This is a genomic window from Microbacterium sp. GCS4 (assembly GCF_001262495.1).
Classification (GTDB): domain Bacteria; phylum Actinomycetota; class Actinomycetes; order Actinomycetales; family Microbacteriaceae; genus Microbacterium.
This window is the reverse complement of record NZ_LGYE01000002.1, coordinates 53,550-77,760: the sequence shown is the minus strand read 5'-3', so window position 1 is coordinate 77,760 and position 24,211 is coordinate 53,550. Positions and strand designations below refer to the sequence as shown.

The following is a 24,211-nucleotide window of genomic DNA, read 5'->3' as shown; positions in this document are numbered from 1 at the left end:
CGGAATCTCATCTCCGCGCTATGGACATGCTCGGAGGGTTGTCCTACACTCGACCCAGGCCTAGGCGGGTTACCACTGTGAACCATCTACCGGGCATCCCGCGGCGAAGACGCCGCGGTTGCGACCCGGGAGGTTCCCCACATGCTCGACCGCATCCACGACTACGCCGAGTGCCTGGCCGATCCCGACCGCTGGGCGATCGCCACGATCGTCGAGGTCTCCGGCTCCGTGCCGCGGCCGCCCGGCACCTCCATGGCGGTGCGCGACGACGGGCGGACCATCGGCTCGATCTCGGGGGGATGCGTGGAGGGCGCGGTCGTCGACGCCGCCCTCGGCTGCCTGGAGTCCGGCTCGGTCGAGCTGCACTCCTTCGGGTACGCCGACGACGACGGCATCTCGATCGGACTCCTGTGCGGCGGCGATGTGCGCGTGCTCGTGCACCCCCTGCGCACGCTGCCCTCCGAGCTGCTCTTCGCACTCGCCGCGCCGGAGCCCGGACTGCGCCTGGTGCGCGACCTCCCCCTCGACGACAGTGCCCGCAACGGCGGAGCCCTCCGCCTCGGGAGGACCTCGCCCGGCGACGCCTCCTCCCGAGCGCGAGCCCTCCTCCCGAACGCGTCGGCCGCCTCGAACGCGTCGGACGCCGCCGAGGATCCGCTCATCCGGGCCGCGCTCGAGGCCGGCGGCACCCATGTCGTCGACATCGCCGACCGCAGCCGGCCGGAGTGCCCCGTCGCGCGTCGGGTGCTCGTGGAGTCGACCGCCGCGCCCGCGCGACTCCTCATCTACGGGGCCAACGACTTCGCCGTGGCGCTCGCCCAGGCCGCTGCTCTCCTCGGACGCCGGGTGACCGTGTGCGACGCACGCCCCGTGTTCGCCACGTCCGCGCGCCACCCCGGCGCGCACGAGGTGGTGCTCATGCCCCCGGCCGTGCACTTCGCGCGGGAGGCGGAGGCCGGACGCCTCGACGCTCGCACGGCCGTGGTCGTGCTCACCCACGACCCGCGGGTCGACCTCCCCGTGCTGGAGCAGGCGCTGCGCTCTGGGGTCGCGTACGTCGGTGCGATGGGCTCACGCGTCACGCACGAGAAGCGGATGCAGGAGCTGCGATCGGGCGGCATCCCCGACGCCCTGCTCGCGCGCCTGCACTCCCCCATCGGACTCGACCTCGGCGCCCGCACCCCCGCCGAGGTCGCCGTGTCGATCCTCGCCGAGCTCGTCCTCGCGACGAGCGGCGGCACACGCAGCGCGTCGGCTGCGGTGCCACGGAGGCTGCGCGACACCGACGGCGCCGTGCACGACACCGGCCGCACCTGCGCCGCCGCGCCGACGATCGGCCGGGTGCCTACGACACCCCCGACCGCGACGGAGGTGCCGGCATGGATGTGACCAGTGTCGACGAGGTGCTGATGTGCGCGGATCCGCGGGAGTGGCGCTCCGGAGACTCGTGGCTCGCCGGAGGCACGGTCCTCTACTCCTACGGCACCGACGTCACCCGCGGGGCCCCTCGGCGCCTCCTCGACATCACGGGCGCCGGCTGGCGACCGCTCACCTGGCACGAGGATGCCGCAGGCGAGCCCGCTCTGGAGATCGCGGCGACCTGCCGCGTCGCCGACCTGCGCGCCCTGGCCGACGAGCCCCGACCCGGCGGCGTCGACCGGGCGACCCTTCCCGGCCTCGACCTGATCCCGCCGGTGTGCGACTCCTTCGTGGCCTCGTGGAAGATCTGGCACATGTCCACGGTCGGCGGCAACGTCGCGACCGCCCTGCCCGCCGGCCCCCTGATCTCCCTGCTCACCGCCTGGGACGCGACCGCGCTGATCCTGCGCCCCGACGGCCGGCGGCGTCGCGTCGCCGTCGCCGACCTCGTCGTCGGCGCCACGAGGACACGCCTCGGATACGGGGAGCTGATCCGCAGCTTCCTCGTGCCAGGTGCCTCCCTGCGCCAGCGGCCCGCGTTCCGGCGCATCTCGCTCACCGAGCGCGGACGGTCCGCCGCCCTGCTGATCGGGCGCCGCACCTCCGAGCGGTCGCTGCGGCTGTCGGTCACGGCATCGGTCGCCCGCCCCGTCATGCTCGACCTCACGGCCGACACCGAACTCGACCGACGCTCCGGAGCCGTGCGCGCGGATGCCGGGGCATGGCGCACCGCCGTCGATCGGGCCGCGGGGCGATGGTACGACGACGTCCATGGCGACCCCGCTTGGCGACGTCTGATGACCCATCGCCTCGGCGACGAGATCCTCGCCGAGCTGCTGCCGGGGATCGCCACCGGGGTGGATCGGGCAGAAGGTCGCGTCACGGGCGATCTGCGCATCGAGAGGAGAGCTGCATGAGCACGGACGAGATCGGCATCGCCGCGGATGCCGCCGACGCGACTGCCCCCGCGGACGTGGTGGGCCAGACCGCCGCCGCAGGCCCCACCGCCACCCTCGACGGCCGCACGGTCGCGGTGTCCCCCGAGCCGGGGCAGTGCCTGCGCACCTGGCTGCGCGACCAGGGGTCGTACGGCGTGAAGAAGGGGTGCGACGGCGGCGACTGCGGCGCCTGCACGGTGATCGTCGACGGCGAGGCCGTGCACAGCTGCGTCTACCCCGCGCACCGCGCCTCGGGTCGCGACATCGTCACGGTGCAGGGACTGGGGTCCCCCGAGCATCCTCACCCGGTGCAGGAGAGCTTCCGTCGGGCCGCCGGCTTCCAGTGCGGCTTCTGCACCGCGGGGATGGTGTGCACGGTCGCGTCGATGCCGGAGGGCGCCGAACAGGATCTCGGCCGCACGCTCAAGGGCAACATCTGCCGGTGCACGGGCTACCGCAGCATCGAGGACGCCGTGCACGGACGCGTCAACATCGACGACCGCGCCGGGGGCGTCGGCCATGCGACGGGGACGCCTGCCGCGATGGGCGTCGTGACGGGCACGGTCCGGTACACGATGGACGTCGACGAGACCGAGCTGCCCGGGACGCTGCTGTACGCGGCCGTCGTGCGCAGCCCCCACGCCCACGCACGCGTCGCGCACGTCGATGCGACGCGGGCGCTCGGGGCTCCCGGCGTCGTGACGGTGCTGACGCGCGACGACGCCCCGCGCACGCTCTTCTCGTCGGCGCAGCACGAGCTCGTCGAGGACGACCCCGATGACACCCGCGTGTTCGACGACGTCGTGCGCTTCGTCGGCCAGCGCGTCGCCCTGGTCGTCGCCGAGTCCCCGCGTCTGGCCGAACGCGCCGCGCGCCTCGTCGACGTCGAGTACGAGGTGCTGCCGGCCAACGTCGACCCCGAGCTCGCCGACCATCCGGACACGCCGACCCTGCACGGTGACAGCAACGTCCTCGTGGAGCTGCACTCCGAGGTGGGCGACCTCGCCGCCGCCCTCGCGGCATCCGATGTCGTCGAGGAGCGCACCTTCCACACCCATCGCGTGTCGCACACCGCGCTCGAAACCCACGGCTCGATCGCCTGGCGCGACGAGGACGGCGGGTACGTCGTGCGCAGCAGCACGCAGGTGCCGTTCCTCGTGCGCCGGACGCTGGCCCGCGTGTTCGGCCTCGACAAGGAGGCGGTGCGCGTGTACGCCGCGCGGGTCGGCGGCGGTTTCGGCGGCAAGCAGGAGATGCTCACCGAGGACCTCGCGCTGCTGGCGACGCAGGCCACCGGTCGCCCGGTGCGCGTCGAGTTCTCGCGCAAAGAGGTGCTCACGGCCACGACCGTGCGCCATCCCTTCCGCGTCCGGGTGCGCATGGGCGCGACGGCGGACGGCACCATCACCGGCATCGGCGTCGACGTGCGGTCGAACACCGGCGCGTACGGCAACCACGGGCCCGGTGTGATGTTCCACGGCGTGGGCGAGTCGATCGCGGTGTACCGCGCGGCGGCGAAGAAGATCGACGCCGACGTCGTCTACACGAACACGATCCCCTCGGGCGCCTTCCGCGGCTACGGCCTCAGCCAGATGATCTTCGCGATCGAGTCGACCGTCGACGAGGTGGCGCGCCGTCTCGGCATGGATCCGCTCGACCTGCGCCGGCTGAACCTCATCGGCGCCGAGGATCCGATGATCGCGGCGCACGAGGAACCGGATCTGCTCATCGGCAGCTACGGCCTCGACGAGTGCGTGACGATGGTGCAGGAGACGCTGGCGAGGGACCGGGATGCCGATGCCGCCGCGCTCGAGCCCGGGTGGCGGATCGGCGAGGGTGCGGCCGTGGCCATGATCGCGACCGTCCCTCCCCGCGGCCACCACGCCCACGCCGCGATCCGACTCGACGAGGACGGCGACTTCACCCTCGACGTGGGCACGGCGGAGTTCGGCAACGGCACCTCCACCGTGCATCAGCAGATCGCGGCGACCGTGCTGCAGACGCATACGCGTCGCGTGCGGCTGCGCCAGGCCGATTCCGCTCTCGTGCCCCATGACACCGGAGCCTTCGGCTCCACGGGCACGGTCGTCGCTGGGCGCGCGACGCACGCCGCGGCGACCGCCCTCGCGGAGCGACTGCGTGCGCGAGCTGCGGAGCTGCTCGGGGCCCCGGTGGACGAGTGCCTTCTCGTGGGCGACCGTGTGGTGCACGGTGGCGCATCCGTGTCGCTGCGCGACCTCGCCGCCGACGCGATCCGCACGGCGACGCCCCTGGAGACCACCGGCTACTGGGGCGGCACGCCGCGCTCGGTGGCCTTCAACGTGCAGGGTTTCCGGGTGGCGATCGACGAGGGCACCGGCGAGCTGCGCATCCTCCGGTCGATCCACGCGGCCGATGCGGGCGTGGTGGTGAATCCGGAGCAGTGCCGGGGGCAGATCGAGGGCGGCATCGCGCAGGCCCTCGGGGCCGCGCTGCACGAGCACGTGCGCGTCGACGAGCGCGGCGTGGTCGTCACCGACATCCTCCGCCAGTACCACGTGCCGACCTTCGCCGATGTGCCGCGCTCGGAGATCACCTTCGCCCGCACGAGCGACGTGCTCGGGCCACTGGGGGCCAAATCGATGAGCGAGTCCCCTTTCAATCCAGTCGCGCCCGCCCTCGCGGCGGCGATCCGCGACGCCACCGGCATCCGGATGACGGCCACGCCGTTCACGCGCGACCGCATCCACGCCGCGATCCTCGACCGCGACGCGACACCGCCCCGGCCATGACCCTCCTCTACCGTCACGCGATCGTGCTCGCCGCGGGGAGCGGCTCCCGGCTCGGACGCGGCCCGAAGGCGCTGCTGCCCTGGAACGACGAGGTGCTCGTCACCCGCGCGGCCCGGGTCGCCGCGCACGCGGGATGCAGCGTCACGGTCGCGGTCGGGCCCGAGGCGCGCACGGCGAGGCGATGGCTGCGCGCCCGCTGCGCCTCCGCGAGCACCGTCTACGTGCGCGACGCCGCCTCCGGGATGTCGGCCTCCCTCCGCGCCGCGGTGCGTCATCTCGCCTCGGCGCCCGCCCGCCCGCACGTGGTGGTCGTGCTGCTGGTCGACCAGCCGGGAGTGAACGAGCCGGTCGTGAGCCGACTGCTGGCCGCACACCGGCCCGGCCGGGCGACCAGGGCCGCCTGGCACGGGGTCGCGGGCACCCCCGTCGTCTTCGACACCGCCGACCTCATCGCCGCCGCAGCCCTCGCGCAGGGCGACTCCGGCGCACGATCCTGGATGTCACGGCATCCGCACCTCGTCGATCGCGTCGAGTGCGCCGACATCGGCTCCGGCGCCGACGTCGACATCCCCGACGATCTCGCCGCCTGGCCGCAGCTGGGCTGAGACCACCGGTCACTGCTCCTCTCGCACGACGAGAAACGCCCCCTCCGACGGACCGGAGGGGGCGTCGTCGTGAGGACCGGGCTCAGCCGGCGAGCAGCATCTCGATCGGCCCGCGCACGAAGTAGAGAGCGAAACCCGCGGCCACGATCCACATCAACCAGTGCACCTTGCGCGCACGACCGGAGAGCGCGTTGACGAGCGCCCAGGTGATGAAGCCGACGCCGATGCCATTGGCGATCGAGTAGGTCAGCGGCATCGTCACGATCGTGAGGAAGACGGGAAGGGCGACCGCGAAGTTCGTGAACTTGATCTCCTTGATCTGCCCCATCATCATCGCGCCGACGACGACCAGTGCCGCGGAGCCGACCTCGATCGGCACGACGAGGGTCAGCGGCGTGAAGAACATCGAGAGCAGGAAGAGCACGCCGACGACGACGGCCGCGAGCCCCGTGCGCGCACCCTCGGCGATGCCGGAGGCGCTGTCGACGTAGACGGTGTTCGACGAGGTCGAGGACGCTCCGCCCGCGACGGCCCCGAGGCCCTCGACCACGAAGGCCGAGCGGAGACGCGGGAACGTGCCGTCCTTGTAGGCGAGGCCGGCGTTCTTCGCGAGACCGGTCATGGTGCCCATGGCGTCGAAGAAGTTCGAGAACACGAGGGTGAAGACGAGCATGGTCGCGGCGAGCGCGCCGATGCGGCCGAAGGAGCCCACGAGGTCGAACTGGCCGATCAGGCCGAAGTCGGGGATCGTCACGAGCGCGGTCGGGATCTCCGGGATCGTCATGTGCCAGCCGCCGGGGCCCTCGGCGCTCGATCCGAGCGTGAAGATCGCCTGGGCGATGATCGCGAGGATCGTGGAGGCGACGATGCCGATCAGGATGCCGCCGGGCACGCGGCGCGCGACCAGCACGCCGATGAGCACGAGGCCGATGAGGAAGATGAGGGTCGGGATCGAGGTGATCGAGCCGCCGTCGCCGAGCTGCACCGGCGGGCCGCCCGCGGTGCGGGTGACGAAGCCGGAGTCCACGAAGCCGATGAAGGCGATGAAGAGACCGATGCCGACCGTGATCGCCGCCTTCAGCTGAGCGGGCACGGCGTTGAAGATCGCGGTCCGGATGCCGGTGGCGCCGAACAGCACGATGAGGATGCCGTTGATGACGACGAGCCCCATCGCCTCGGGCCAGGTGACCTGGCCGACGACCGAGACGGCGAGGAACGAGTTGATGCCCAGCCCCGCGGCGAGCGCGAACGGCAGCCGGGCGACGAGGCCGAAGAGGATGGTCATGACACCGGCGGTGAGGCCCGTGGCCGCGCCGATCTGCGCGCCGTCGAGGGCGGTGCCCGCGACGTCCTCGACGCCGCCGAGGATGAGCGGGTTGAGGATCACGATGTAGGCCATGGTCACGAATGTGACGATGCCGCCGCGGATCTCGCGGGCGAAGGTCGAGCCCCGACGCGTGATCTCGAAGAAGCGGTCGACGGCGTTCTTGGGCTCGGCGTCGACCGTGGTGGTCGCTCCGGTGGCCAGGGGCGGGAGAGCCGGCGTGGGGACCGCGCCGGTCTCGGGGTCGTTGAAGACATGTGAAGACATCATCGGCTCCAGTGTTGTGGGGTGGAAGGAGTTCCCGGGTCGCCGAGGACCGGTTCGCCGGATCGACTGGCGGCTCGAGGCCGTCAGTGGTGGGTGCGCGTCGCGTCGGTGGTGGGTGCGCGACGCCTCGGTGGTCGGTGCGCGTCGCCTCAGTACTCGGTGCGTTCGGCGGTGGCGTTCCACTCGGTGAACGGCGCGACGCGTTCGTCGGCGGAGAGGCTCGCCGAACTGACGGGCATGATCGCCCTGTCGTCGGGGCCGCCCTCGAAGTAGCGGTAGAACACCGCGTCGTCGAATCCGGCGTCGGCCGCGTCGTGGCGGTCGGCGGCGAAGTAGACCCGGTCGATGCGGGCCCAGAGCGAGGTGGCGAGGCACATCGGGCAGGGCTCGCAGCTCGTGTAGAGCGTGGCGCCGGTGAGGTCGAAGGTGCCGAGCTCCCGGCAGGCGTTGCGGATGGCGGTCACCTCGGCGTGCGCGGACGGGTCGAGGTTGGCCGTCACCCGGTTGACGCCCTCGAAGACACGGCCGTCGGCGGAGACGACGATGGCCCCGAACGGGCCGCCCGCATTGCGGACGTTGTCGGTGGCGAGGGCGACGGCCTCGGAGAGGTACTCGGCCGGAGTGGGCTGCGAGTCGGTCGCGGGCATGCTGATGCTGGTCATGAAGGCTTCCTTGCTGTCGTCGCAGTGATACGGCTTCCGGTCGGCCCCGCCGGGGTCGGCCTCGAGATATACGTCGAACCGCTAGGTTGTGCTTTCGTGACTGCCGACCTCCATCGGTCGTCCAGCCACCACCGACTGTACCCCGGGCATCCCGGATCGTCCAGTGCAATCTGAAATTAGTTTTCCGACATGCGAGAATCTCGGCACACGGCGCCGACCTAGACTGACATGGTGTGCACCGTGGTGATCGACGTCGAGGATGCCGGCAACGCGCGGCTGCTCGCGGTGCGCGATGAGGATCCCCAGCGCGAATGGGATGCTCCCGGCGACTGGTGGCCTGATCGGTATCCCGGGATCTCCGGGATCCGCGACCGTCGGGCCGGCGGCGCGTGGCTGGCCGTGAACCCCTCCGAGCGACGGCTCGCCGTCCTGCTGAACCGCGCAGACGTGGCCGAGATCCCGGGCGGCACGCCGCAGTCCCGCGGTTCACTCGTGCTCGAATCCGTCTCGGGACGGTCCCCCGAGAGCGCTCTTCCGATGCACGGCTTCAACCTGCTCGAGGTCGGCCCCGCGGGAGCCCGCGTTCTCAGCTGGGACGGCGTCGTCCTGCGCGAGACTCCCATCACACCCGGCATCCACATGATCGCGCACGACGATCTCGACGACGGCGCGACCCCGCGCATCGCCACGTGGCTGCCCGAGTTCCGCACTCTGGGTCCCGCCGCAGACCTCGACGACTGGACCTCGGCGTGGACCGCGCTGCTCGGCGCGTCCGCGCGACTCGACCCGGAGGACGACCGGGCGATCATCCGCGACAACCGTCCGCACGGCTACCCGACCCAGTCGCTGCTGTACTGCACGGCGTCCGTGACGCCGAAGGGCATCGTGCTCGACTACCGCGCGCTCGCGCACGCCGGGCACTGGGACTGATCGCGGGCGCGAGGTCAGGCGCCCCGCGAGGTCAGGCGGCGGTCAGCTCAGGCGGCGGTCGGCTCGGGCGCCGGCATCGCCTCGAGGTCGTCGGCGCACGAGAACCGGGCACGATAGGCGGTCGGCGTGGTACCGAGCACACGCGCGAAGTTCTGGCGCAGCACGGCCGCCGACCCGAAGCCGCACTCCTGGGCGATGCGATCGAGCGGGACGTCGCTGCGCTCCAGCATCCGCTGCGCGTGCAGCACCCGCTGGCGGGCGAGCCACGCCGCCGGCGTCGCCCCGTACTCGGCCTTGAACCGCCGCGCAAAGGTCCGCGGCGACATGAGTGCGCGGGCTGCGAGCTGGTCCACGCCGAGGTCCTCGCGGAGGTGCGACACCGCCCAGTCGGCGACCGCGGCGAGCGAGTCGTTCGGGACCACGGGGATCGGCCGGTCGATGAACTGCGCCTGACCGCCGTCGCGCTGCGGGGGCACGACCATGCGCCGGGCGATGCGGTTGGTGAGCTCGGCGCCCAGCTCCTGACGGAGCAGGTGCAGGCACGCGTCGATGCCGGCCGCGGTGCCGGCACTCGTGATGATGCGGCCGTCCTGCACGAACAGCACATCGGGATCGACGTCGATCTGCGGGTACATGTCGGCCATGACGTCGGAGTACATCCAGTGCGTCGTCGCGCGACGGCCGTCGAGCACCCCGGACGCACCGAGGATGAACGACCCGCTGCAGATCGTCAGGACCCAGGCACCGCGCGCGACCGCGTCGCGGGCGACCTCGATCAGGAGCGGATCGATCGTCGACCAGTACTCGCGCGGTACCGGACAGAACACGACGAGGTCGGCCTCGTACGCGAAGGACAGGTCGTTCTCGACGTTGAGCGAGTACCCCAGCTTGGACGGGATCGCCCCGGGATGCGGCGCGACGACGCGGAAGTCGAAGTTCGGCACGCCGTCGTTCGACCGGTCGAGACCGAAGGCCTCGCAGGCGAGCCCGAACTCGAAGGGCGCGAACCCCTCTTGGACGATGCAGGCGACGGTTTCCATGGCGGCTCCCCGGTTTGGCAGTTTTCCGATGTTCGGAGTCTAATCTGCCACTCGTGGCGGATCAAGACCGAGCGTAGCTTTTCTGCCATGATCCTTCTCATCGCACTCCTCGCCCTCTCCCTCTGGGCGGTCGTCGCGACCGTCGTCGAAATCCGCCGGGACGGCTATCGCCGGCAGCCGACCGACTGGGGCCGCGTCGCCGGTCGCGACGCACTCGACGATGCGCAGTCCGGCCACGCCTATCGCTGACGCACCTCCTCGACGCCTCGGCGCCTCACCGGATGTTCTCCTGCACACCGGAGTACCGGACTACGCTCGACAGCATGAGCGAGCAGCAGCCCTCCGGCCAGCCCCAGGGAACACCTCCCGCGCCTCCGCAGGACCCCGGCCTGGGATATCCGGCACCGCAGGCCCCGCCGCACCCGCAGCAGGGCCAGCCGTCGTACCCGCAGCAGGGCCAGCCGTACGCACAGGGCCAACCGTACGCACAGGGCCAGCCGTACGCACAGGGCCAGCCGTCGTACCCGCAGCAGGGCCAGCCCTACCCGCAGGCACAGCCGTACCCGCAGAATCCGTCGTACCCGCAGAATCCGTCATATCCGGGCGCCGCGTCGGGTGCAGGCGGCCCGGGCAACACCCTCGGCCGCACCGCTTTCGTGATCGCCCTCATCACCCTCGGCATCGGCCTGATCGTCACGTTCTTCACCCCCCTGCTGTACTCGAGCGGAGGATACGCGGTCGCCGACGGGCTCAGCACGGTGATCGGGGTCTTCGTGCTCCTCGGCAACGCGGCGGCGCTCGTGCTCGGCATCGTCGCGCTCCGCCGACCCGCGCCGCACGTGCTGGCCGCCATGGCGATCGGCATCGCCGGGGCGTCGATCGCGATGCGCCTGTTCGGCTGGGCGTCGACGCTGTTCTACTACATCGGGTTCTGATCCTCCATCGGGCTCTGATCCGCGACGTCGGATTGCGGCCCGGGCTCAGGCCGGTCGGCCCGTGAGCACCCGCTCGTACACCTCGATCATCGCGGCGGTCCGCGACGACTGGCGGAACGCCTCCGAGACCTCGCGCGACGGCACGGGAGCGATACCGGAGGAGATGTCGGATGCTGCGCGCCGGAGCGTCTCGACCAGCCCCGCCTCGCGCTGGGCCTCGGTACCGGCCGCACCCGGGACGGCCCACAGACCTCCGCCGAGCTCGGCCGCGATGTCGGGGTCGCTGATGATCGACGGCGTCCCGAGGGTCGCGGCCTCGAACGGGGTCATCCCCTGCGTCTCGAAGCCGATCGACGTCTGCACGAGAGCATCCGCCGCAGCGATCCGCGCGAGGGTCTCGGGGTAGCTGAGCGTGCCGACGAACCGGACGCGCGGGTCCCCCGCGACGATCCTCTCTGCGGCTGCGCGCTGCCCTCCCCCGCCGATGATCTCGAGGTCGGCATCGACGCCGGACTCGACGAACGCCCGCAGGAACGGCAGCAGTCGCTTCTCCGGGCTCATCCGTCCGAGCCACACGAACCGGGGTCGGCCCGGCTCACGCCCGGCGGACGCGGCGGCGAGCGTCCGCTCCCGGATGTCGTCGTCGATCCCGTTCCACACCACATCCACCGGCGAGAACACGCCGTGCTCTTCGAGTCGGCGGGCGAAATGGGTCGACGGCGCGGTCACGGTATCCGCTCCCCGGGCGAGCCCGCGCAGGAACGCCCAGCCGTCCGCTCCCCCGATGCGCTCGACCACGCCGCGCAGGGCCGCACGCCGCCAGAGGTTGAGCACGGCGAGCACCGGCCGATGCAGCGGCGTGACCGCCGCGATCCCCACGTCGACGCGGTTGTGCATGGTGTGCACGACCGGGATGCCGTGGCGCGCCGCGTACCGGTGGCCGATGAACGCGCCCCAGAAGTCGGCCTGCACGTGAACGAGGTCCACCGGGGGCCGGTGCGTCATGGCGCGGTCGAGGTGCCGGTCGGCGGCACGGCCGGGCCAGCTCATCGAGTATTCGCGGTCGAGCGTGATGGGCATCGACGGCAGGTCGACGTTCGCGGGATCGGGGACGCGCGCGGCGCGCGGCCCGTGCATCCGCGGAGCCACCACGGTGACGGTGTGGCCCGCACGTTCGAGGAACTCCCGCTGCAGGCGCATCGAGACCTGGGCTCCGCCGAGCGAGTCCAGGTGCTGATCGCCGAAGAAGACGATGTGCATGGCGGCCCGCTACTGCGGGAGGGGCTCGTCGCGGTACAGCGCCTCGAACGTGTCGAGCGTGCGGTGGATGTCGTGGATCGCGACACCGTCGAGCGACGCCTGCTGCATCCGCTCGTACTCCGCAGGCTCCGCCGTGAGCACGCGGGTGAGCCGCTCCGCGAGAGCGTCCGCATCGCCCGGTGCGAACAGGTAGCCGTTCTCGCCGTCGTGCACGAGGTGCGGCAGGGCGACGGCGTCGGCCGCGACGATCGGCAGCGCCGACGCCATGGCCTCCATGGTCGCGATCGACTGCAGCTCGGCGATCGACGCGATCACGAACAGCGAGGCGCGCGACAGCAGCGCGCGCAGCTCCTCGTCCGTCGTGCGGCCGTGGAACGTCACACGGTCGGCGAGTCCGAGCTGTGCCGTGAGGTTCTCGAGCTGCTTGCGCTGGTCCCCGCCGCCGACGATGTCGAACGTGACGTCGAGCGCGGGGTCGAGCTTCGTCATGGCCTGCAGGATGACCTCCACCTGCTTCTCGGCCGTGAGGCGTCCGACGAACACGATGCGGTTCTTGTCGCGAGGTCCGATCACCGGCGTGTACTGGCTGCGGTCGATGCCGCAGCTCACCGGGATCACGCCCTGCAGCTCGATCGTCCGCTCCAGGAAGTCCGCGGCGCGACGCGTGGGGGTCGTGACGGCCCTGGTGAGGCCGAAGGTGCGCTTGGCGTCGGCCCACGCGAAGCGCAGGACCAGGTCGTCGACCCACTTCGGCATGGTGGTGTGGTCGAGGATGTTCTCGGCCATCACGTGGTTCGTCGCGATGACCGGGATGCCGCGCTGGTGGGCGATGCGCGCGAGACCGCGTCCGATCACGATGTGCGACTGGATGTGCACGACGTCGGGCTGCACCGCGTCGAGGACCTTGCGCGCGTAGTGCTTGGAGCGCCACGGCCACACGAAGCGCAGCCAGTCGTGCGGCGCCCAGCGGACGGAGGGCAGCCGGTGCATCGTCATCGGCTCGCCCTCGATGACCTCGGTGCGCGCCGGGGCTCGGCGGTACGCGACGTTCGGGGCGACCACGTGCACGTCGTCGCCGCGCTGGACCAGGCCGGCCGCGAGGCGCTCGGCGAAGCGGGCGGCGCCGTTGATGTCGGGCGCGAACGTGTCGCAGCCGATCAGGATGCGCAGCGGACGCTCACCCGGGGTCGGGGCGGCGGACACGGCGTCGGGGGCGCTCGTCGGATCGGAGGGAGAGGAAGACATTCTGCCTATCGGTCTGGCGGCCAGGATGCCCGATCTGGGCGCTGGCCACTCTACCCGAGGCCCCTGATGGCACCGCCGAGGCGGGCCGTGCCCCGTGCAGACCCGATTCCCGCGCATCCCGTAGCTTTCCCCCGTAGCGTGGAGCCATGCGACTGACTGCCGACGCCGACCCCCAGCAGTGGATCCCCGTCACGGACTCTCTCGGCTGGAAGGGCCGCCGCCACCGCAAGGCCGCGATCCGGATGCTGCTGGGCCAGGCGAACACGGCGCTCGGCGCGACCGAGCGTCCGGGGTCCCGGTTCGGCGCGTGGGCGATGAGCCAGGCGGCACCGCTGCTCATGAAGCGCGCCGACGGGCGCGTGCTGGTGTGGACGTGGAAGGCCGATCCGGAGCTCGTCGTCGCGATGGCGACCGTGCAGACCCTCACCCCCGAGGTGCGCATCGCCCGAGCATCCATGCCCATGGACTACGACGACACCGAGTCGTTCCGCAGTCGCTGGCTCGGTGCGGGAGAGAAGCTCGTGGTGGCGATGCCGCCGTCGCCCGCCTCCCCGCCGTTCACGACGTACACGTGGGACACGGGCACCCATCTCATCACCCTCACCGCGGTGTGCAGCGACCGGGAGCGCTTCGGCACGCTGGACGGCGCGCTCGACGACCTCGCCCGCAGCATCCGCGTCGCCGATGAACTGACCGGCGGCGAGTCGCCGGAGGTCCTGCGCCTCGGCCCCGCGTGACCATGTAGTGAATATAGGTAACTATGTAGTAGGTTAACGATCATGGACGTCCCTCTGCTCGACCGCCTGCTGCTGATCGCCGACCTGTTCCAGAAGGACATGGAGCGGGCGTTCGCCGGCACGGGCCTGACGACCGCGCGAGTGCACCTGCTGTGGGTGCTCCAGCACGCGGGGCCATCGACGCAGCAGTCACTGGCTCGCGCGTGCAGCGTCTCACCCCGCAACATCACAGCGCTCGTCGATGCCCTGGAGAAGACCGGGCACGTTCGTCGCGCACCGCATCCGACGGACCGCCGGGCCGTCCTCGTCGAGCTGACGCCGTCGGCGGTCGAGACGATGACACGGATGCAGCGCGAGCACTCCGAGCTGGACGACTCGCTGATGCGGTCCGTCGCACCGGGCGACCGCGAGGCCGTGGTGCGCGGACTGGCCGCGATCTCCTCGCACCTCGAACACCTGGTCGCGGATGCTGCGGGCGACGAGGGACCGCGCGACGAGGGCACGGGCTCATGACCGCGAGCACGGTCGACCTCGCTCCCCCGTCGCGGGCGACCCGCCTGGGAAGCCTCCTGCGTCGAGCCCTGCTGAGCGAGATCCGCGTCTACACGAGCATCGCCCGAGCGATCGCCCGGCGCCCCGCCGTCCCGATCGGCGGCACCGGGATCGCCTACCACCGTCCGCTGCTGACCATCCTGATCGTCTTCATCGGGCTGTCCGCGGTCGAGATCCCCATAGTCGACCTGATCGTGCACCGCTGGCCGGTCGTGCGGATCATCATGCTCGTCGTGGGGATCTGGGGGGTGACGTGGATGGTCGGTCTGCTGTGCGCCATGCTCATGCGGCCGCACACGATCGGGCCGGACGGCGTGCAGGTGCGCAGCGGCCTGGAGTCGGAGGTGTCGATCGCGTGGGACGACATCGCCTCCATCGAGATCTCCCGCCGCGTGGACGAGCCGAAGCAGCGCCGCGTCACGGACGGCGAGTACGCGGAACGGGTGCAGGACGAGACGAACATCGAGATCGAGCTCGAGCATCCGATCGCCATCCGGCTGCCCGGCGTGCACCCGAAGGGCGGCGTGCACACCGTCGCTCGCGTTCGACTCTGGGCGGACGACCCCCGAGCCTTCCTCGCCGCCGCGCGACCGTTCCTCACGGCGGCAGGCTGACGCCCAGCCGGATCACGCCAGGCCGCGCTCGTCCAGCCACTGCTTCGCGACGAGCACCGGAGCGCGCTCGAGCCACGCGTCCGCGATGATCTCGGCGAGCCGGTCGCGATCGATCACGTCGAGCTGCACGAGCAGACCCGGATACCCGTCGAAGTGCGGGATCGTGAACAGCGCACCGGGCTCCGCCGCGAGCAGCGCCTCCTTCTCCTCGAGGCTGCCGACCCGCAGGCCCAGCACCGGGCCCTCCGGCCACGTCACACCGAGGGCCGTGAGCTGGCGCAGATCCGTCGCGCTCGGTCCCCGGATCCACGCGATCTGACCGTTCGGGAGCCGCCACCCGGGCTCGCCGGTGTGACCGCCCGTGCGCTCGGTCACTCCGGGCAGCGCGAGCGCGATCGCCCGCACGTCCTCGATGGTCGCCATGCCGCTATCGTCCTCCTGCGCGCCGACTGCCACAATGGCCGCATGAGCACCGAGAGAGGTCTGCCGTGAGCGTCGCGTGGACCGCGCCGCTCACGGCCGCGGAGCTGATCTCCGCCGGCGCCGAGGCCCGCGCGCGCACGCCGCGTCGCACGCTCGCCGAGCTGTCCACCGCAGCCCGCGACCCGCTCGGCATCCTCGAGGCGCAGAACCGCTCGCGCATCCCCGAGCTGGTCCCGCTGCGCAGCGAGCGCATGTCCGCCAGTCCGTTCGCGTTCTACCGCGGAACCGCCGCCCTGATGGCCGCCGATCTCGCCGAGGCGCCGCACAGCGGCATCCTCGTCGCCTCCTGCGGCGACGCGCACGTGTCGAACTTCGGCTTCTACGCCTCGGCGCAGCGCAGCCTGATGTTCGACCTCAACGACTTCGACGAGGCCGCCTGGGCGCCCTGGGAATGGGACGTCAAGCGCCTCGTGGCCAGCATCGTGATCGGCGGCCAGGCGACCGGACGCCCCGACTCTGTGATCGACGCGGCGGCGCTGGCGGCGACCACCGCGTACGTGCGCGGCATCCGCCGGGCGAGCACGCTCAGCCCGACCGCCCGGTACTTCACGCACTTCGACGTGGACTCCACGAAGGGGATGCTCGACAAGGAGTCCCGGCGGGCGATCCGCAGCGCGGTCGCGCAGGCTCAGAAGCGCACGGGCGACCGCGCGGTGCGCCGACTCACGCAAGCGGATGCCGAGGGCCGGCGCCGCTTCCTCGTCGACGAGCCGACGACCACGCCGATCGACGAGCAGCAGCGCGCTCAGGTGCACGAGCTCGTCGGCCAGTACCGCCGCACCGTGAACCCCGACGTCGCCCTGCTGTTCGAGCACTACACCGTGAGCGACGTCGCCCGACGGGTGGTCGGCGTCGGCAGCGTCGGGACCCGGTGCTTCCTCGTGCTCTTCCAGGACGGAGACGGGAACACCCTGCTCATGCAGCCCAAGCAGGCCGCGCAGAGCGTGCTGGTCGAGTACGGCCGCGTCGAGCAGCCGCACCAGCTGAGCGAGCTGATCCGCACGCACGGCGAGGGCGCCAGGGTCGTCGCGATGCAGCGCATCCTGCAGGCGCTCTCCGATCCGTTCCTGGGGCACCTCCGCAGCCCCGTCGCCGACTTCTACGCCCGCCAGTTCCACGACATGAAGGGCAGCGTCGACGTCGAGGAGCTCGACGACGGCCCGTTCGTGACGTACGCGCAGGCGTGCGCGGCGACCGTCGCGCGAGCGCACAGCCAGTCGGTCACCGCCACGCAGGTCGCTGGGTACATCGGCGGAGGCCGGGCGGTCGCGGCGGCGATCCTCGACTGGGCACGCGGCTACGCCGAGGTCTCGCTCGCCGACTACGCAGCGTTCCGCTCGGCGCGCTGAGCCCGCCGCCCCGCGCGCCGGGGCAGCGGGTGTCAGCGCACGATGCGGAGCGTGCGGACCTCGAGCGGGCGGAGCGTCAGCTCGCCGCCGAGACGCGCGTCGTCGAGTGCGTCCTCGATGAGCGAGACCTCGCGGATCTCCCGGTGCTCGAAACCGGCGGTGAGCGTGCCCGTCGTCCGCCGCCCCAGCGCCTCGTAGAGACGCACGATCACGTCCCCCGAGTCGTCGTCCGCGAGCTTCACGCCCGAGACCACGATGCCGCGACCCTCGACCGCGACCAGCGGCTCGACCTCGCGCGCGCCGCGCACCAGGCTCGGGAGGGCGTTGAACGCGATCCCCTCGGCCGTCGCGATCTCGGCATCCGCTCCGATCACGAAGCCGACCTCGATCGCGTGGTGCCCGTGATCCGTCTCGGGATCGGGGAACCGCGGCGCGCGCAGCAGCGACAGCCGCACGGTCGTCGTGACCGTGTCGCCGTCGACGTCGCGCGAGGTGTCGTAGCCGTAGATCGAGTCGTTCACGAGTGCGACGCCGAAGTCCGCCTCCCGCACCAGCACGAAGCGGTGCATCGAGGTCTCGAACTTCGCCGCCTCCCAGCTCGTGTTCGTGTGCGTGGGGCGCGCCTGGTAGCCGAACTGCGTCTCGGCCTCGGTGTGCGCTGCCTGGACGTCGAGAGGGAAGGCGAGCTTGAGCAGCTTCTCGGTCTCGTTCCAGTCGATGTCGTTGCGCAGCGCGACGGTGCGCGATCCCGGGGCCAGCGCGATCGCCTGGGTGATGGTCGACTCCGAGAACTCCCGTACGACCGTCACGGTCGCGACGCCGTCGAGGAGGGATGCCGTGATCGACGCGACCCCGGTCAGGTCGGTGACGCTGTTGCGGTAGTAGCGGTCGATGTCCCACGCATCCCACATGTTCGGGAAGTCCTGGTGCAGCTGGAAGAGGTTGGCGGCGCGGCCTTCCGCGACGGCTTCGCGACCCGTGCCCTTGTCGATCGCCGACACGATCAGGCCCTCGGCCGACACGAGCACCGAGACGAGCTCGTTCTCGAGCCGCCACCCGCCGGACTCCTCGCTCAGCGAGACCGACGGCTCCGACGACTCCTCGACCCAGGACGCCCCGAGCGCGCGTCCGGCGCCGACCGAGCTCGGCGTGAAGCGCAGCGCCCGGTCGCCCTCGCCCGCGAGAGACCGCCGCGCGGCATCCGCGATGTCCCGGGCATCCGAGAGCACCCCGCTCAGCACCTCGACGGCCTCCCGGTGCACCCACGCGATCGAGGTGCCGGGGAGGATGTCGTGGAACTCGTGCAGCAGCACGGACTCCCACAGACGGTCGAGCTCGGCCTTCGGATAGGCGGCACCCGTGCGCACGGCATCCGTCGCCGCCCACAGCTCGGCCTCGACGAGCGCGTGCTCGGCCCAGCGGTGCAGCGCCTTCGTGGCGTGCTGGCTCGTGAGCGTGCCGCGGTGCAGTTCGAGGTAGAGCTCGCCGACCCACACCGCCGGGTGCGGGATCTCGGCCCGGGCCTTGTCGAAGAACGCGTCCGGATGCTCCCACTCGACGCGCGCGCTGCCCTCGAGGTCCTGCAGGCGGCGGGCCTTGCCGGTCATCTCGCGCGTCGTGCCACCGCCGCCGTCTCCCCAGCCGACCGGGGCGATCGACCGCGAGGACACGCGATTCTCCTTGAACTGGCGGGAGGCCTTGGCGACCTCCATGCCGCTCAACTGCGAGTTGTAGGTGTCCATCGAGGGGAAGTGCGTGAACACCTGCGACCCGTCGATCCCCTCCCAGAGGAAGGAGTGGTGCGGGAAGACGTTCTGCTGGTTCCACGAGATCTTCTGCGTGAAGAACCACTCGAATCCGGCCCGGCGCATGAGCTGCGGCAGGGCCGGCGAGTATCCGAAGCTGTCGGGCAGCCACACGCCCTTCGAGCGGATGCCGAACTCCCGCTCGAAGAAGCGCTGACCGTAGGAGAACTGCCGCACGAGCGATTCGCCCGTGGGCATGACGGTGTCGGACTCGACCCACATCCCGCCCAGAGGCAGGAAGCGCCCGTCGGCGACCGCGGCCTTGACCCGCTCCCACACCTCGGGGCGGTGCTCCTTGATCCAGGCGTACTGCTGCGCACTGGACATGCCGTAGATGAAGTCCGGCTGCTCCTCGATGAGGCTGGTCATGGAGGAGGTCGTGCGCGCCACCTTGCGGATGGTCTCGCGCACCGGCCACAGCCACGCGGAGTCGATGTGCGCGTGCCCGACGGCCGAGATCCGGTGGGCGCTCGCTTCGGCGGGCGCCGCGAGGACGTCCGCGAGCTGCGCCCGGGCATTCGGTGCGGTCTCGACGATGCGCTGCAGGTCGAGGACGTCGAGGGCGTCGTCCAGCGCCTGGAGGATGCGCATGCGACGGGGCGAGGTCGCCGGCAGCTCGGCCTGCAGTTCGAACAGCACCTCGAGGTCGAGGGAGAGGTCGAAGACGTCCTGCTCGAAGACCGCGAGGTCGATGCGCCGGGTGCGGTACAGCGGCTCCGGCGAGGATGTGCGGATATCGCCCTGCTGCGTCGGGAGGAAGGGGTGGTAGTCGAGCAGCACGGGGTTCGCCGCGGCTTCGAGGTAGAGCTCGACCGGCTCGTCGCCCTGCGCCGTCTCGACGATCGGCACCCACTGGTTGCGCGGGTTGACGCTCTTCACGGGAGAGCCGTCGGGACGGTAGACGAGAGCCTCGCACTGGAAGCCCGGCATGTTGATGTCGAAGCCGAGGTCGATCACGGCCTCGACGCGACGGCCGGCCCAGTCGGCGGGCACGGCGCCGGTGAGGCGGAACCAGGTGGTGCTCCAGGCGGGTCCCCACGGCGCGGGCACCGACGCGGGCGCGAACTCGAGCGCGAGTCCGTCGCCGGGAGCGATCGGCTCGCCGGGGAGCTCGTGGACGGCGATCTCGAGCGGCACGGATGCCGAGTGGATGGCCGGGCGGATCCGCTCGTCCAGCACGCGCTTGACGCGTCCGACGGTGAGCGAGGTGTCGTCATGCATGGGGGTGGTCTCCGGGCTCGACGGTGAGGGGGCGGACATCCGCGATGCGGTGTCGTCCGACGATGCTATCCGATTTACTAAAACGATCTAGCATCTGCGTCGAAACGATACGGCTTTCTTTTCCTGCAGGCTAAACCGATCAAGTAGGGTGAGGGACTATGAGCCCGGCGAAACGCGTCACGATCGCCGACATCGCGCGCATGGCCGGTGTCTCGCCCGGCGCCGTCTCCTTCGCCCTCAACGGCCGCCCCGGCGTGAGCGAGGAGACCCGGCAGCGCATCCTGTCGATCGTCGAGGAGAACGGTTGGCAGCCCAGCTCCGCTGCGCGCGCGCTCGTGGGCGCACGGGCGAACACGGTCGGCTTCGCCCTCGCCCGCCCCGCCCGCTCCCTCGGCTCCGAGGCCTTCTTCACCGACCTCATCGCCGGCATCGAATCTCGACTCTCCGAGAACAAGGTCAGCCTCCAGCTTCGACTCGTGAGCGGCATCGCCGAGGAGATGGAGGTGCACCGGCAGTGGCGCTCGTCCAACCAGGTCGACGGCATCATCCTGATCGACCCGCGCGACGACGATCCCCGCGGCGAGCGCATCCTGGCGCTCGACGCCCGCGCCGTGATGATCGGCTCCGAGCCGTCGCCCGACGGCGCCGTGCCGAGCGTCTGGATCGGCGACGACACCGTGGCCGAGGCTCTCTTCTCCTACCTCGCCGCACTGGGTCACGAGCGCATCGCCTACGTCGCCGGACCCGCCGAGCTCGAGCACACCCGGCTGCGCGCCGAGGTGCTCGAGCGCATGGCGGCCGACGGCATCGAGGGCGAGGTCATCACCACCGACTTCTCGCCCGCGCGCGCATCGGCCGTGACCCGCACGCTGCTGTCGGGGCGCCGGCGGCCGACCGCGATCGTCTTCGACAACGACGTGATGGCCGTCGCGGGGCTGCGGGTCGCGCAGGAGATGGGCCGCCACGTGCCGCGCGACGTGTCGCTCGCGTCGTTCGACGACTCCGTGATCGCCGGTCTCATCAACCCCTCGATCACCGCGATGACCCGCGACACCTTCGAACTCGGCGAGCGCGCGGCGACGCTGCTGCTGCAGCAGATCGAGGCGGGCGCGAACCTGCCCAGCGTCGAGGGGCCGACCCCGACGCTGACCGTGCGCGAGAGCACGGCCCCTCCGGCGCACGCGGGCTGACGGCTCCGACGGGATGACGGGCTCGGATGCCGCGGTTCAGGCCTGCACGACGGTGTTGACGGAGCCGTAGCGGCTGACCTCGCTCCTCGCCGTGTCGGGGTGGATGAGCCGACGGATGCCGCGGGCGTCGAGCGTCACGGGGTCGAGGGCGTCGCGCGAGGTGACGACTGCGGGATCGAGACCGTTCGTGCAGGCATCCACCCACGCCTGGAACACCGCTCCGCCGGGGCTGAGCGCCGCCCGGCTCACCGGCACCTCGCGCTCGTCGACCTCGACGACGATCGCAGTGTCGCGCAACGGGGCAGGCGTGCGTCGACGCAGGTCGGGGATGAGCTCGGCCAGGCGACGACCGAGCGGCTTCGCCGCGCCGGACTGATCGATCAGACCGAGCGAGTACTCCAGCTCGGGGAAGTCGCCGAGCTCGCGGCTCACGTCGTGCGAGCACCACCAGGTGATGCCCCAGAGGTTCTCGGTGCGAGCGGCCGAGCGCACGGTGGCCTCGAGGAATCCGGGCATCTCGTCGTCGGTGAGGCAGTTCGACGGGGCGCCGACCTCCTGCAGCCACACGCTGCGCTCGGGATCGGTCGCGAAGGCGCGGGAGAGCTCGATCAGGTACTCGGCGTGCCGGTCGGAGGCCACCGACCGCCCGCCGTACCGCTGCGCCGTGCCGTTGAAGATCCAGGAGTGGATCGTCGTCATCGCACCGAGGCGCGAGGCGTGCGCGGGGGTGAACCCGTGATCGTCCATGTACCAGACGGCGTCGTACTCGCTGTGCACGTGCGGCAGTCCGGGGGCGGCCTGCTCGGCGGCATCGAGCAGCGCGGAGATCCATCCGCCGGCCTCGTCCTGCGTGACGGGCCAGGGCGAGGGATGCGTGTGCGCGGAGAACTGGTTGACCTCGTTGCCGAGCGTCAGGCCGAGGAAGTTCGGCGCATCGCCCAGCGCGCGACCGAGACGGTCGACCAGCGCGACCTGTCCGCTCAGGGCCTTCGGGTCCGTGAACATGTTCTTGTCGTGCCAGGTGCCGAGCCAGGCGGGCACGAAGTCGAAACTCGACAGGTGCCCCTGGATCACGTCGACGCTCGCATCCATCCCGAACTCCGCCGCGATGTCGACCACGGCACGGACGTCGGCGATGGCCCGGTCGCGGATGAAGGTGCGGTTCGGCTGCAGCACCGTCCACAGCGGGAAGACCCGGACGTGGTCGAGGCCGAGCTCGGCGAGCGCCGAGAAGTCGCGGCGCACGTCGTCGGGCTCGAAGTCGAGCCACGAGTGCATCCAGTCCTTGGACGGCGTGTAGTTCGCCCCGAATCTCAGGGGAGCATCGAGGGCGCCGCGCTGCGTCATGGTCCGGACCTTTCCGACGGGGTCCTCCGACGAGGACGAATCGGACCACTATAACGCTTGAGCAACAACCTGCATACCGTCGAGCGCACCACGACAGCTGTTCGTCCCGAACGGCCTTGACATGCGCCGAATCCGATGGTTTCATCTGCTAAAGCGTTGTAGTCCACGTTCGGACCGACGTCGAATCGACCGCCTCGAGGAAGAAGCACGATGAGAATCCCGACACGCATTGCCACGGTGGCAGCCTTCAGCATCGGCGTCCTGGCGCTCACGAGTTGCACCGGAGGAGGCGGCGGGGCCGGCGGCGACAGCGGACCGATCGACACGTCCGGTGAGCTGAGCGGTTCGATCCAGTTCCAGACGTGGTCGCTCAAGAACGAGAAATTCACACCCTACTTCGAGGACATCATCGACGCCTTCGAGAAGGAGCACCCCGACGTCTCGGTCGAGTGGCTCGACCAGCCGGGCGACGGCTACCAGGACAAGATCCTCAGCCAGGCCAACGCCGACACTCTGCCGGACGTGCTCAACCTGCCGCCCGACATCGCCTACCCGCTGGTCGCCGCCGGCAAGCTGCTCGACGTGAACGCGGCGGACGCCGACCTCAAGGACGTCTACAACACCGGAGCCTGGGACTCGTACAGCGAGTATCCCGGAGTCGACGGCACCTACGGCCTCCCCTGGTACCTCTCGAGCGACGCCTCGTGGTGGAACCTCGCGCAGCTCGCGCCCTACGGCGTGACCGAGCAGAACCTGCCCACCACCGTCGACGAGCTGCTGACGCTCGCCGAGAAGGTCGCCTCGGAGTCGGGCGGCAAGGTGCAGCTGCTGTCGTCGATCCCGGGACTCGACACCTTCACGTCCGCGGGCATCGAGGTCATCGACGACAAGGGCGAGTTCGTCTTCAACACCGACGAGGCCGCGGCGATCGTGCAGGCGTACGCCGACGCCTACGCCGCAGGCGCGATGCCCGCCGAGGCGCTCACGGGCGACTACGGCGGCAACGCCGAGGCGTACATCCAGGAGAAGGTCGCCTTCACGACCGGAGGCACCGGCTTCACGACCGACCTGCAGACGGACGCTCCGGCGCTGCTCGCGACCACTGTCGCGACGCCGCGGCTCGGCATCCCGCCCCTGTACGTGCAGGGACTGAACGTCTCCGCCGACTCCGACAACAAGGCGGCCGCCCTGGCGTTCGCCGAGTTCGTGACGAACGAGGAGAACCAGATCGCCTTCTCGTCGCTGGCCGTCGGCACCGCCCCCGGCACCGTCTCGGGCGGCGACACGGTCGTCGACAACATCTCGGCGTCGGTGACCGACCCCGCGCAGCTCGCCGCGATCGACACCGTGTTCACCGCGATGCAGGACGCCAAGGCGATCCCGTTCCAGTGGACCTCCGACATGGCGACCTACATGACGCAGCAGATCGCCCTCGCGATCAACGGCGAGGCCGACCCGAAGACGCAGCTCGACAAGATCGTCGAGTACGCCAACGCGAACCGGGTGGACCAGTAAGC

The 24,211-nt window shown here is 71.1% G+C and carries 21 protein-coding genes; 13 read left to right on the top strand and 8 right to left on the bottom strand.

Going from position 1 to position 24,211, the window contains the following annotated elements; genetic code table 11:
• Window positions 1–141: 141 nt before the first annotated feature.
• Genes AKH00_RS07600 through AKH00_RS07585 form a run of 4 tightly spaced genes read left to right on the top strand, consistent with a single transcriptional unit; the run spans window position 142 to window position 5,733 of the window.
• On the top strand, window positions 142–1,389 hold the full coding sequence (locus tag AKH00_RS07600) for an XdhC family protein (protein WP_050722147.1): 1,248 nt from the start codon (window positions 142–144) through the stop codon (window positions 1,387–1,389).
• The gene (locus AKH00_RS07595; protein WP_050722146.1) at window positions 1,380–2,336 is read left to right on the top strand and encodes an FAD binding domain-containing protein; all 957 of its coding nucleotides are present in this window, start codon (window positions 1,380–1,382) and stop codon (window positions 2,334–2,336) included. Before AKH00_RS07600 ends, AKH00_RS07595 begins: the two co-directional genes overlap by 10 nt.
• Window positions 2,333–5,128 carry a molybdopterin-dependent oxidoreductase gene (locus tag AKH00_RS07590; protein ID WP_082297496.1) on the top strand — a complete coding sequence of 932 codons (2,796 nt, stop codon included), beginning with the start codon at window positions 2,333–2,335 and terminating at the stop codon, window positions 5,126–5,128. Before AKH00_RS07595 ends, AKH00_RS07590 begins: the two co-directional genes overlap by 4 nt.
• Window positions 5,125–5,733: a nucleotidyltransferase family protein gene (locus tag AKH00_RS07585; protein ID WP_050722145.1), complete on the top strand. Its 609-nt coding sequence runs from the start codon at window positions 5,125–5,127 to the stop codon at window positions 5,731–5,733. Before AKH00_RS07590 ends, AKH00_RS07585 begins: the two co-directional genes overlap by 4 nt.
• 82 nt (window positions 5,734–5,815) lie before the next feature.
• On the opposite strand, the gene AKH00_RS07580 is transcribed toward AKH00_RS07585, so the two are convergent.
• Both AKH00_RS07580 and AKH00_RS07575 read right to left on the bottom strand, forming a co-directional pair.
• Complete coding sequence (locus AKH00_RS07580) at window positions 5,816–7,327, bottom strand: NCS2 family permease (RefSeq protein WP_082297495.1); 1,512 nt, start codon at window positions 7,325–7,327, stop codon at window positions 5,816–5,818.
• A gap of 146 nt (window positions 7,328–7,473) precedes the next feature.
• The gene (locus AKH00_RS07575; RefSeq protein WP_235556721.1) at window positions 7,474–7,986 is read right to left on the bottom strand and encodes a nucleoside deaminase; all 513 of its coding nucleotides are present in this window, start codon (window positions 7,984–7,986) and stop codon (window positions 7,474–7,476) included.
• A 228-nt stretch (window positions 7,987–8,214) separates the two neighbouring features.
• Here AKH00_RS07575 and AKH00_RS07570 point away from each other — a divergent pair, with 228 nt between their 5' ends.
• Window positions 8,215–8,916: an NRDE family protein gene (locus AKH00_RS07570; RefSeq protein WP_442922377.1), complete on the top strand. Its 702-nt coding sequence runs from the start codon at window positions 8,215–8,217 to the stop codon at window positions 8,914–8,916.
• Window positions 8,917–8,963: 47 nt separating this feature from the next.
• Here the strand turns inward: AKH00_RS07570 and AKH00_RS07565 are convergent, their stop codons facing one another.
• Entirely contained in the window at window positions 8,964–9,956 is a 993-nt protein-coding gene (locus tag AKH00_RS07565) for a GlxA family transcriptional regulator (RefSeq protein ID WP_050722144.1), read from the bottom strand.
• Between the two features lie 87 nt (window positions 9,957–10,043).
• On the opposite strand from AKH00_RS07565, the gene AKH00_RS18135 reads away from it, so the two are divergent.
• Both AKH00_RS18135 and AKH00_RS18130 read left to right on the top strand, forming a co-directional pair.
• Window positions 10,044–10,205, top strand: a complete 162-nt coding sequence (locus AKH00_RS18135; protein WP_200903819.1) for a hypothetical protein — start codon at window positions 10,044–10,046, stop codon at window positions 10,203–10,205.
• Between the two features lie 74 nt (window positions 10,206–10,279).
• Window positions 10,280–10,891, top strand: coding sequence for a hypothetical protein (locus tag AKH00_RS18130; RefSeq protein WP_050722143.1), 612 nt, complete (start codon window positions 10,280–10,282; stop codon window positions 10,889–10,891).
• 45 nt (window positions 10,892–10,936) lie between these two features.
• Here the strand turns inward: AKH00_RS18130 and AKH00_RS07555 are convergent, their stop codons facing one another.
• Complete coding sequence (locus AKH00_RS07555; RefSeq protein WP_050722142.1) at window positions 10,937–12,151, bottom strand: glycosyltransferase; 1,215 nt, start codon at window positions 12,149–12,151, stop codon at window positions 10,937–10,939.
• A gap of 9 nt (window positions 12,152–12,160) precedes the next feature.
• Window positions 12,161–13,396: a glycosyltransferase gene (locus AKH00_RS07550; RefSeq protein WP_050722141.1), complete on the bottom strand. Its 1,236-nt coding sequence runs from the start codon at window positions 13,394–13,396 to the stop codon at window positions 12,161–12,163.
• Window positions 13,397–13,542: 146 nt separating this feature from the next.
• On the opposite strand from AKH00_RS07550, the gene AKH00_RS07545 reads away from it, so the two are divergent.
• From AKH00_RS07545 to AKH00_RS07535, 3 genes are read left to right on the top strand one after another with little or no spacing between them, the layout of a single operon-like run.
• On the top strand, window positions 13,543–14,133 hold the full coding sequence (locus AKH00_RS07545; RefSeq protein ID WP_050722140.1) for a hypothetical protein: 591 nt from the start codon (window positions 13,543–13,545) through the stop codon (window positions 14,131–14,133).
• A 42-nt stretch (window positions 14,134–14,175) separates the two neighbouring features.
• Window positions 14,176–14,646, top strand: a complete 471-nt coding sequence (locus AKH00_RS07540) for a MarR family winged helix-turn-helix transcriptional regulator (RefSeq protein WP_050722139.1) — start codon at window positions 14,176–14,178, stop codon at window positions 14,644–14,646.
• Window positions 14,643–15,299 (top strand): hypothetical protein, encoded by a 657-nt coding sequence (locus AKH00_RS07535; protein WP_050722138.1) that lies wholly within the window; start codon window positions 14,643–14,645, stop codon window positions 15,297–15,299. Before AKH00_RS07540 ends, AKH00_RS07535 begins: the two co-directional genes overlap by 4 nt.
• Before the next feature lie 12 nt (window positions 15,300–15,311).
• Here AKH00_RS07535 and AKH00_RS07530 read toward each other — a convergent pair whose 3' ends face one another.
• The gene (locus AKH00_RS07530; RefSeq protein ID WP_050722137.1) at window positions 15,312–15,722 is read right to left on the bottom strand and encodes an MmcQ/YjbR family DNA-binding protein; all 411 of its coding nucleotides are present in this window, start codon (window positions 15,720–15,722) and stop codon (window positions 15,312–15,314) included.
• A 65-nt stretch (window positions 15,723–15,787) separates the two neighbouring features.
• On the opposite strand from AKH00_RS07530, the gene AKH00_RS07525 reads away from it, so the two are divergent.
• A complete protein-coding gene (locus tag AKH00_RS07525; protein WP_082297494.1) occupies window positions 15,788–17,131 on the top strand; it encodes a DUF2252 domain-containing protein in 1,344 nt (447 codons plus the stop codon).
• A gap of 32 nt (window positions 17,132–17,163) precedes the next feature.
• On the opposite strand, the gene AKH00_RS07520 is transcribed toward AKH00_RS07525, so the two are convergent.
• Window positions 17,164–20,157, bottom strand: coding sequence for an alpha-mannosidase (locus AKH00_RS07520; RefSeq protein WP_050722136.1), 2,994 nt, complete (start codon window positions 20,155–20,157; stop codon window positions 17,164–17,166).
• 158 nt (window positions 20,158–20,315) lie between these two features.
• Between AKH00_RS07520 and AKH00_RS07515 the strand changes: the two genes are divergently transcribed.
• Window positions 20,316–21,347: a LacI family DNA-binding transcriptional regulator gene (locus tag AKH00_RS07515; protein WP_050722135.1), complete on the top strand. Its 1,032-nt coding sequence runs from the start codon at window positions 20,316–20,318 to the stop codon at window positions 21,345–21,347.
• Window positions 21,348–21,383: 36 nt separating this feature from the next.
• On the opposite strand, the gene AKH00_RS07510 is transcribed toward AKH00_RS07515, so the two are convergent.
• The gene (locus AKH00_RS07510) at window positions 21,384–22,694 is read right to left on the bottom strand and encodes a glycoside hydrolase 5 family protein (protein WP_050722134.1); all 1,311 of its coding nucleotides are present in this window, start codon (window positions 22,692–22,694) and stop codon (window positions 21,384–21,386) included.
• Window positions 22,695–22,904: 210 nt separating this feature from the next.
• On the opposite strand from AKH00_RS07510, the gene AKH00_RS07505 reads away from it, so the two are divergent.
• The gene (locus AKH00_RS07505; RefSeq protein ID WP_082297493.1) at window positions 22,905–24,209 is read left to right on the top strand and encodes an ABC transporter substrate-binding protein; all 1,305 of its coding nucleotides are present in this window, start codon (window positions 22,905–22,907) and stop codon (window positions 24,207–24,209) included.
• The last annotated feature ends 2 nt before the right edge of the window (window positions 24,210–24,211 follow it).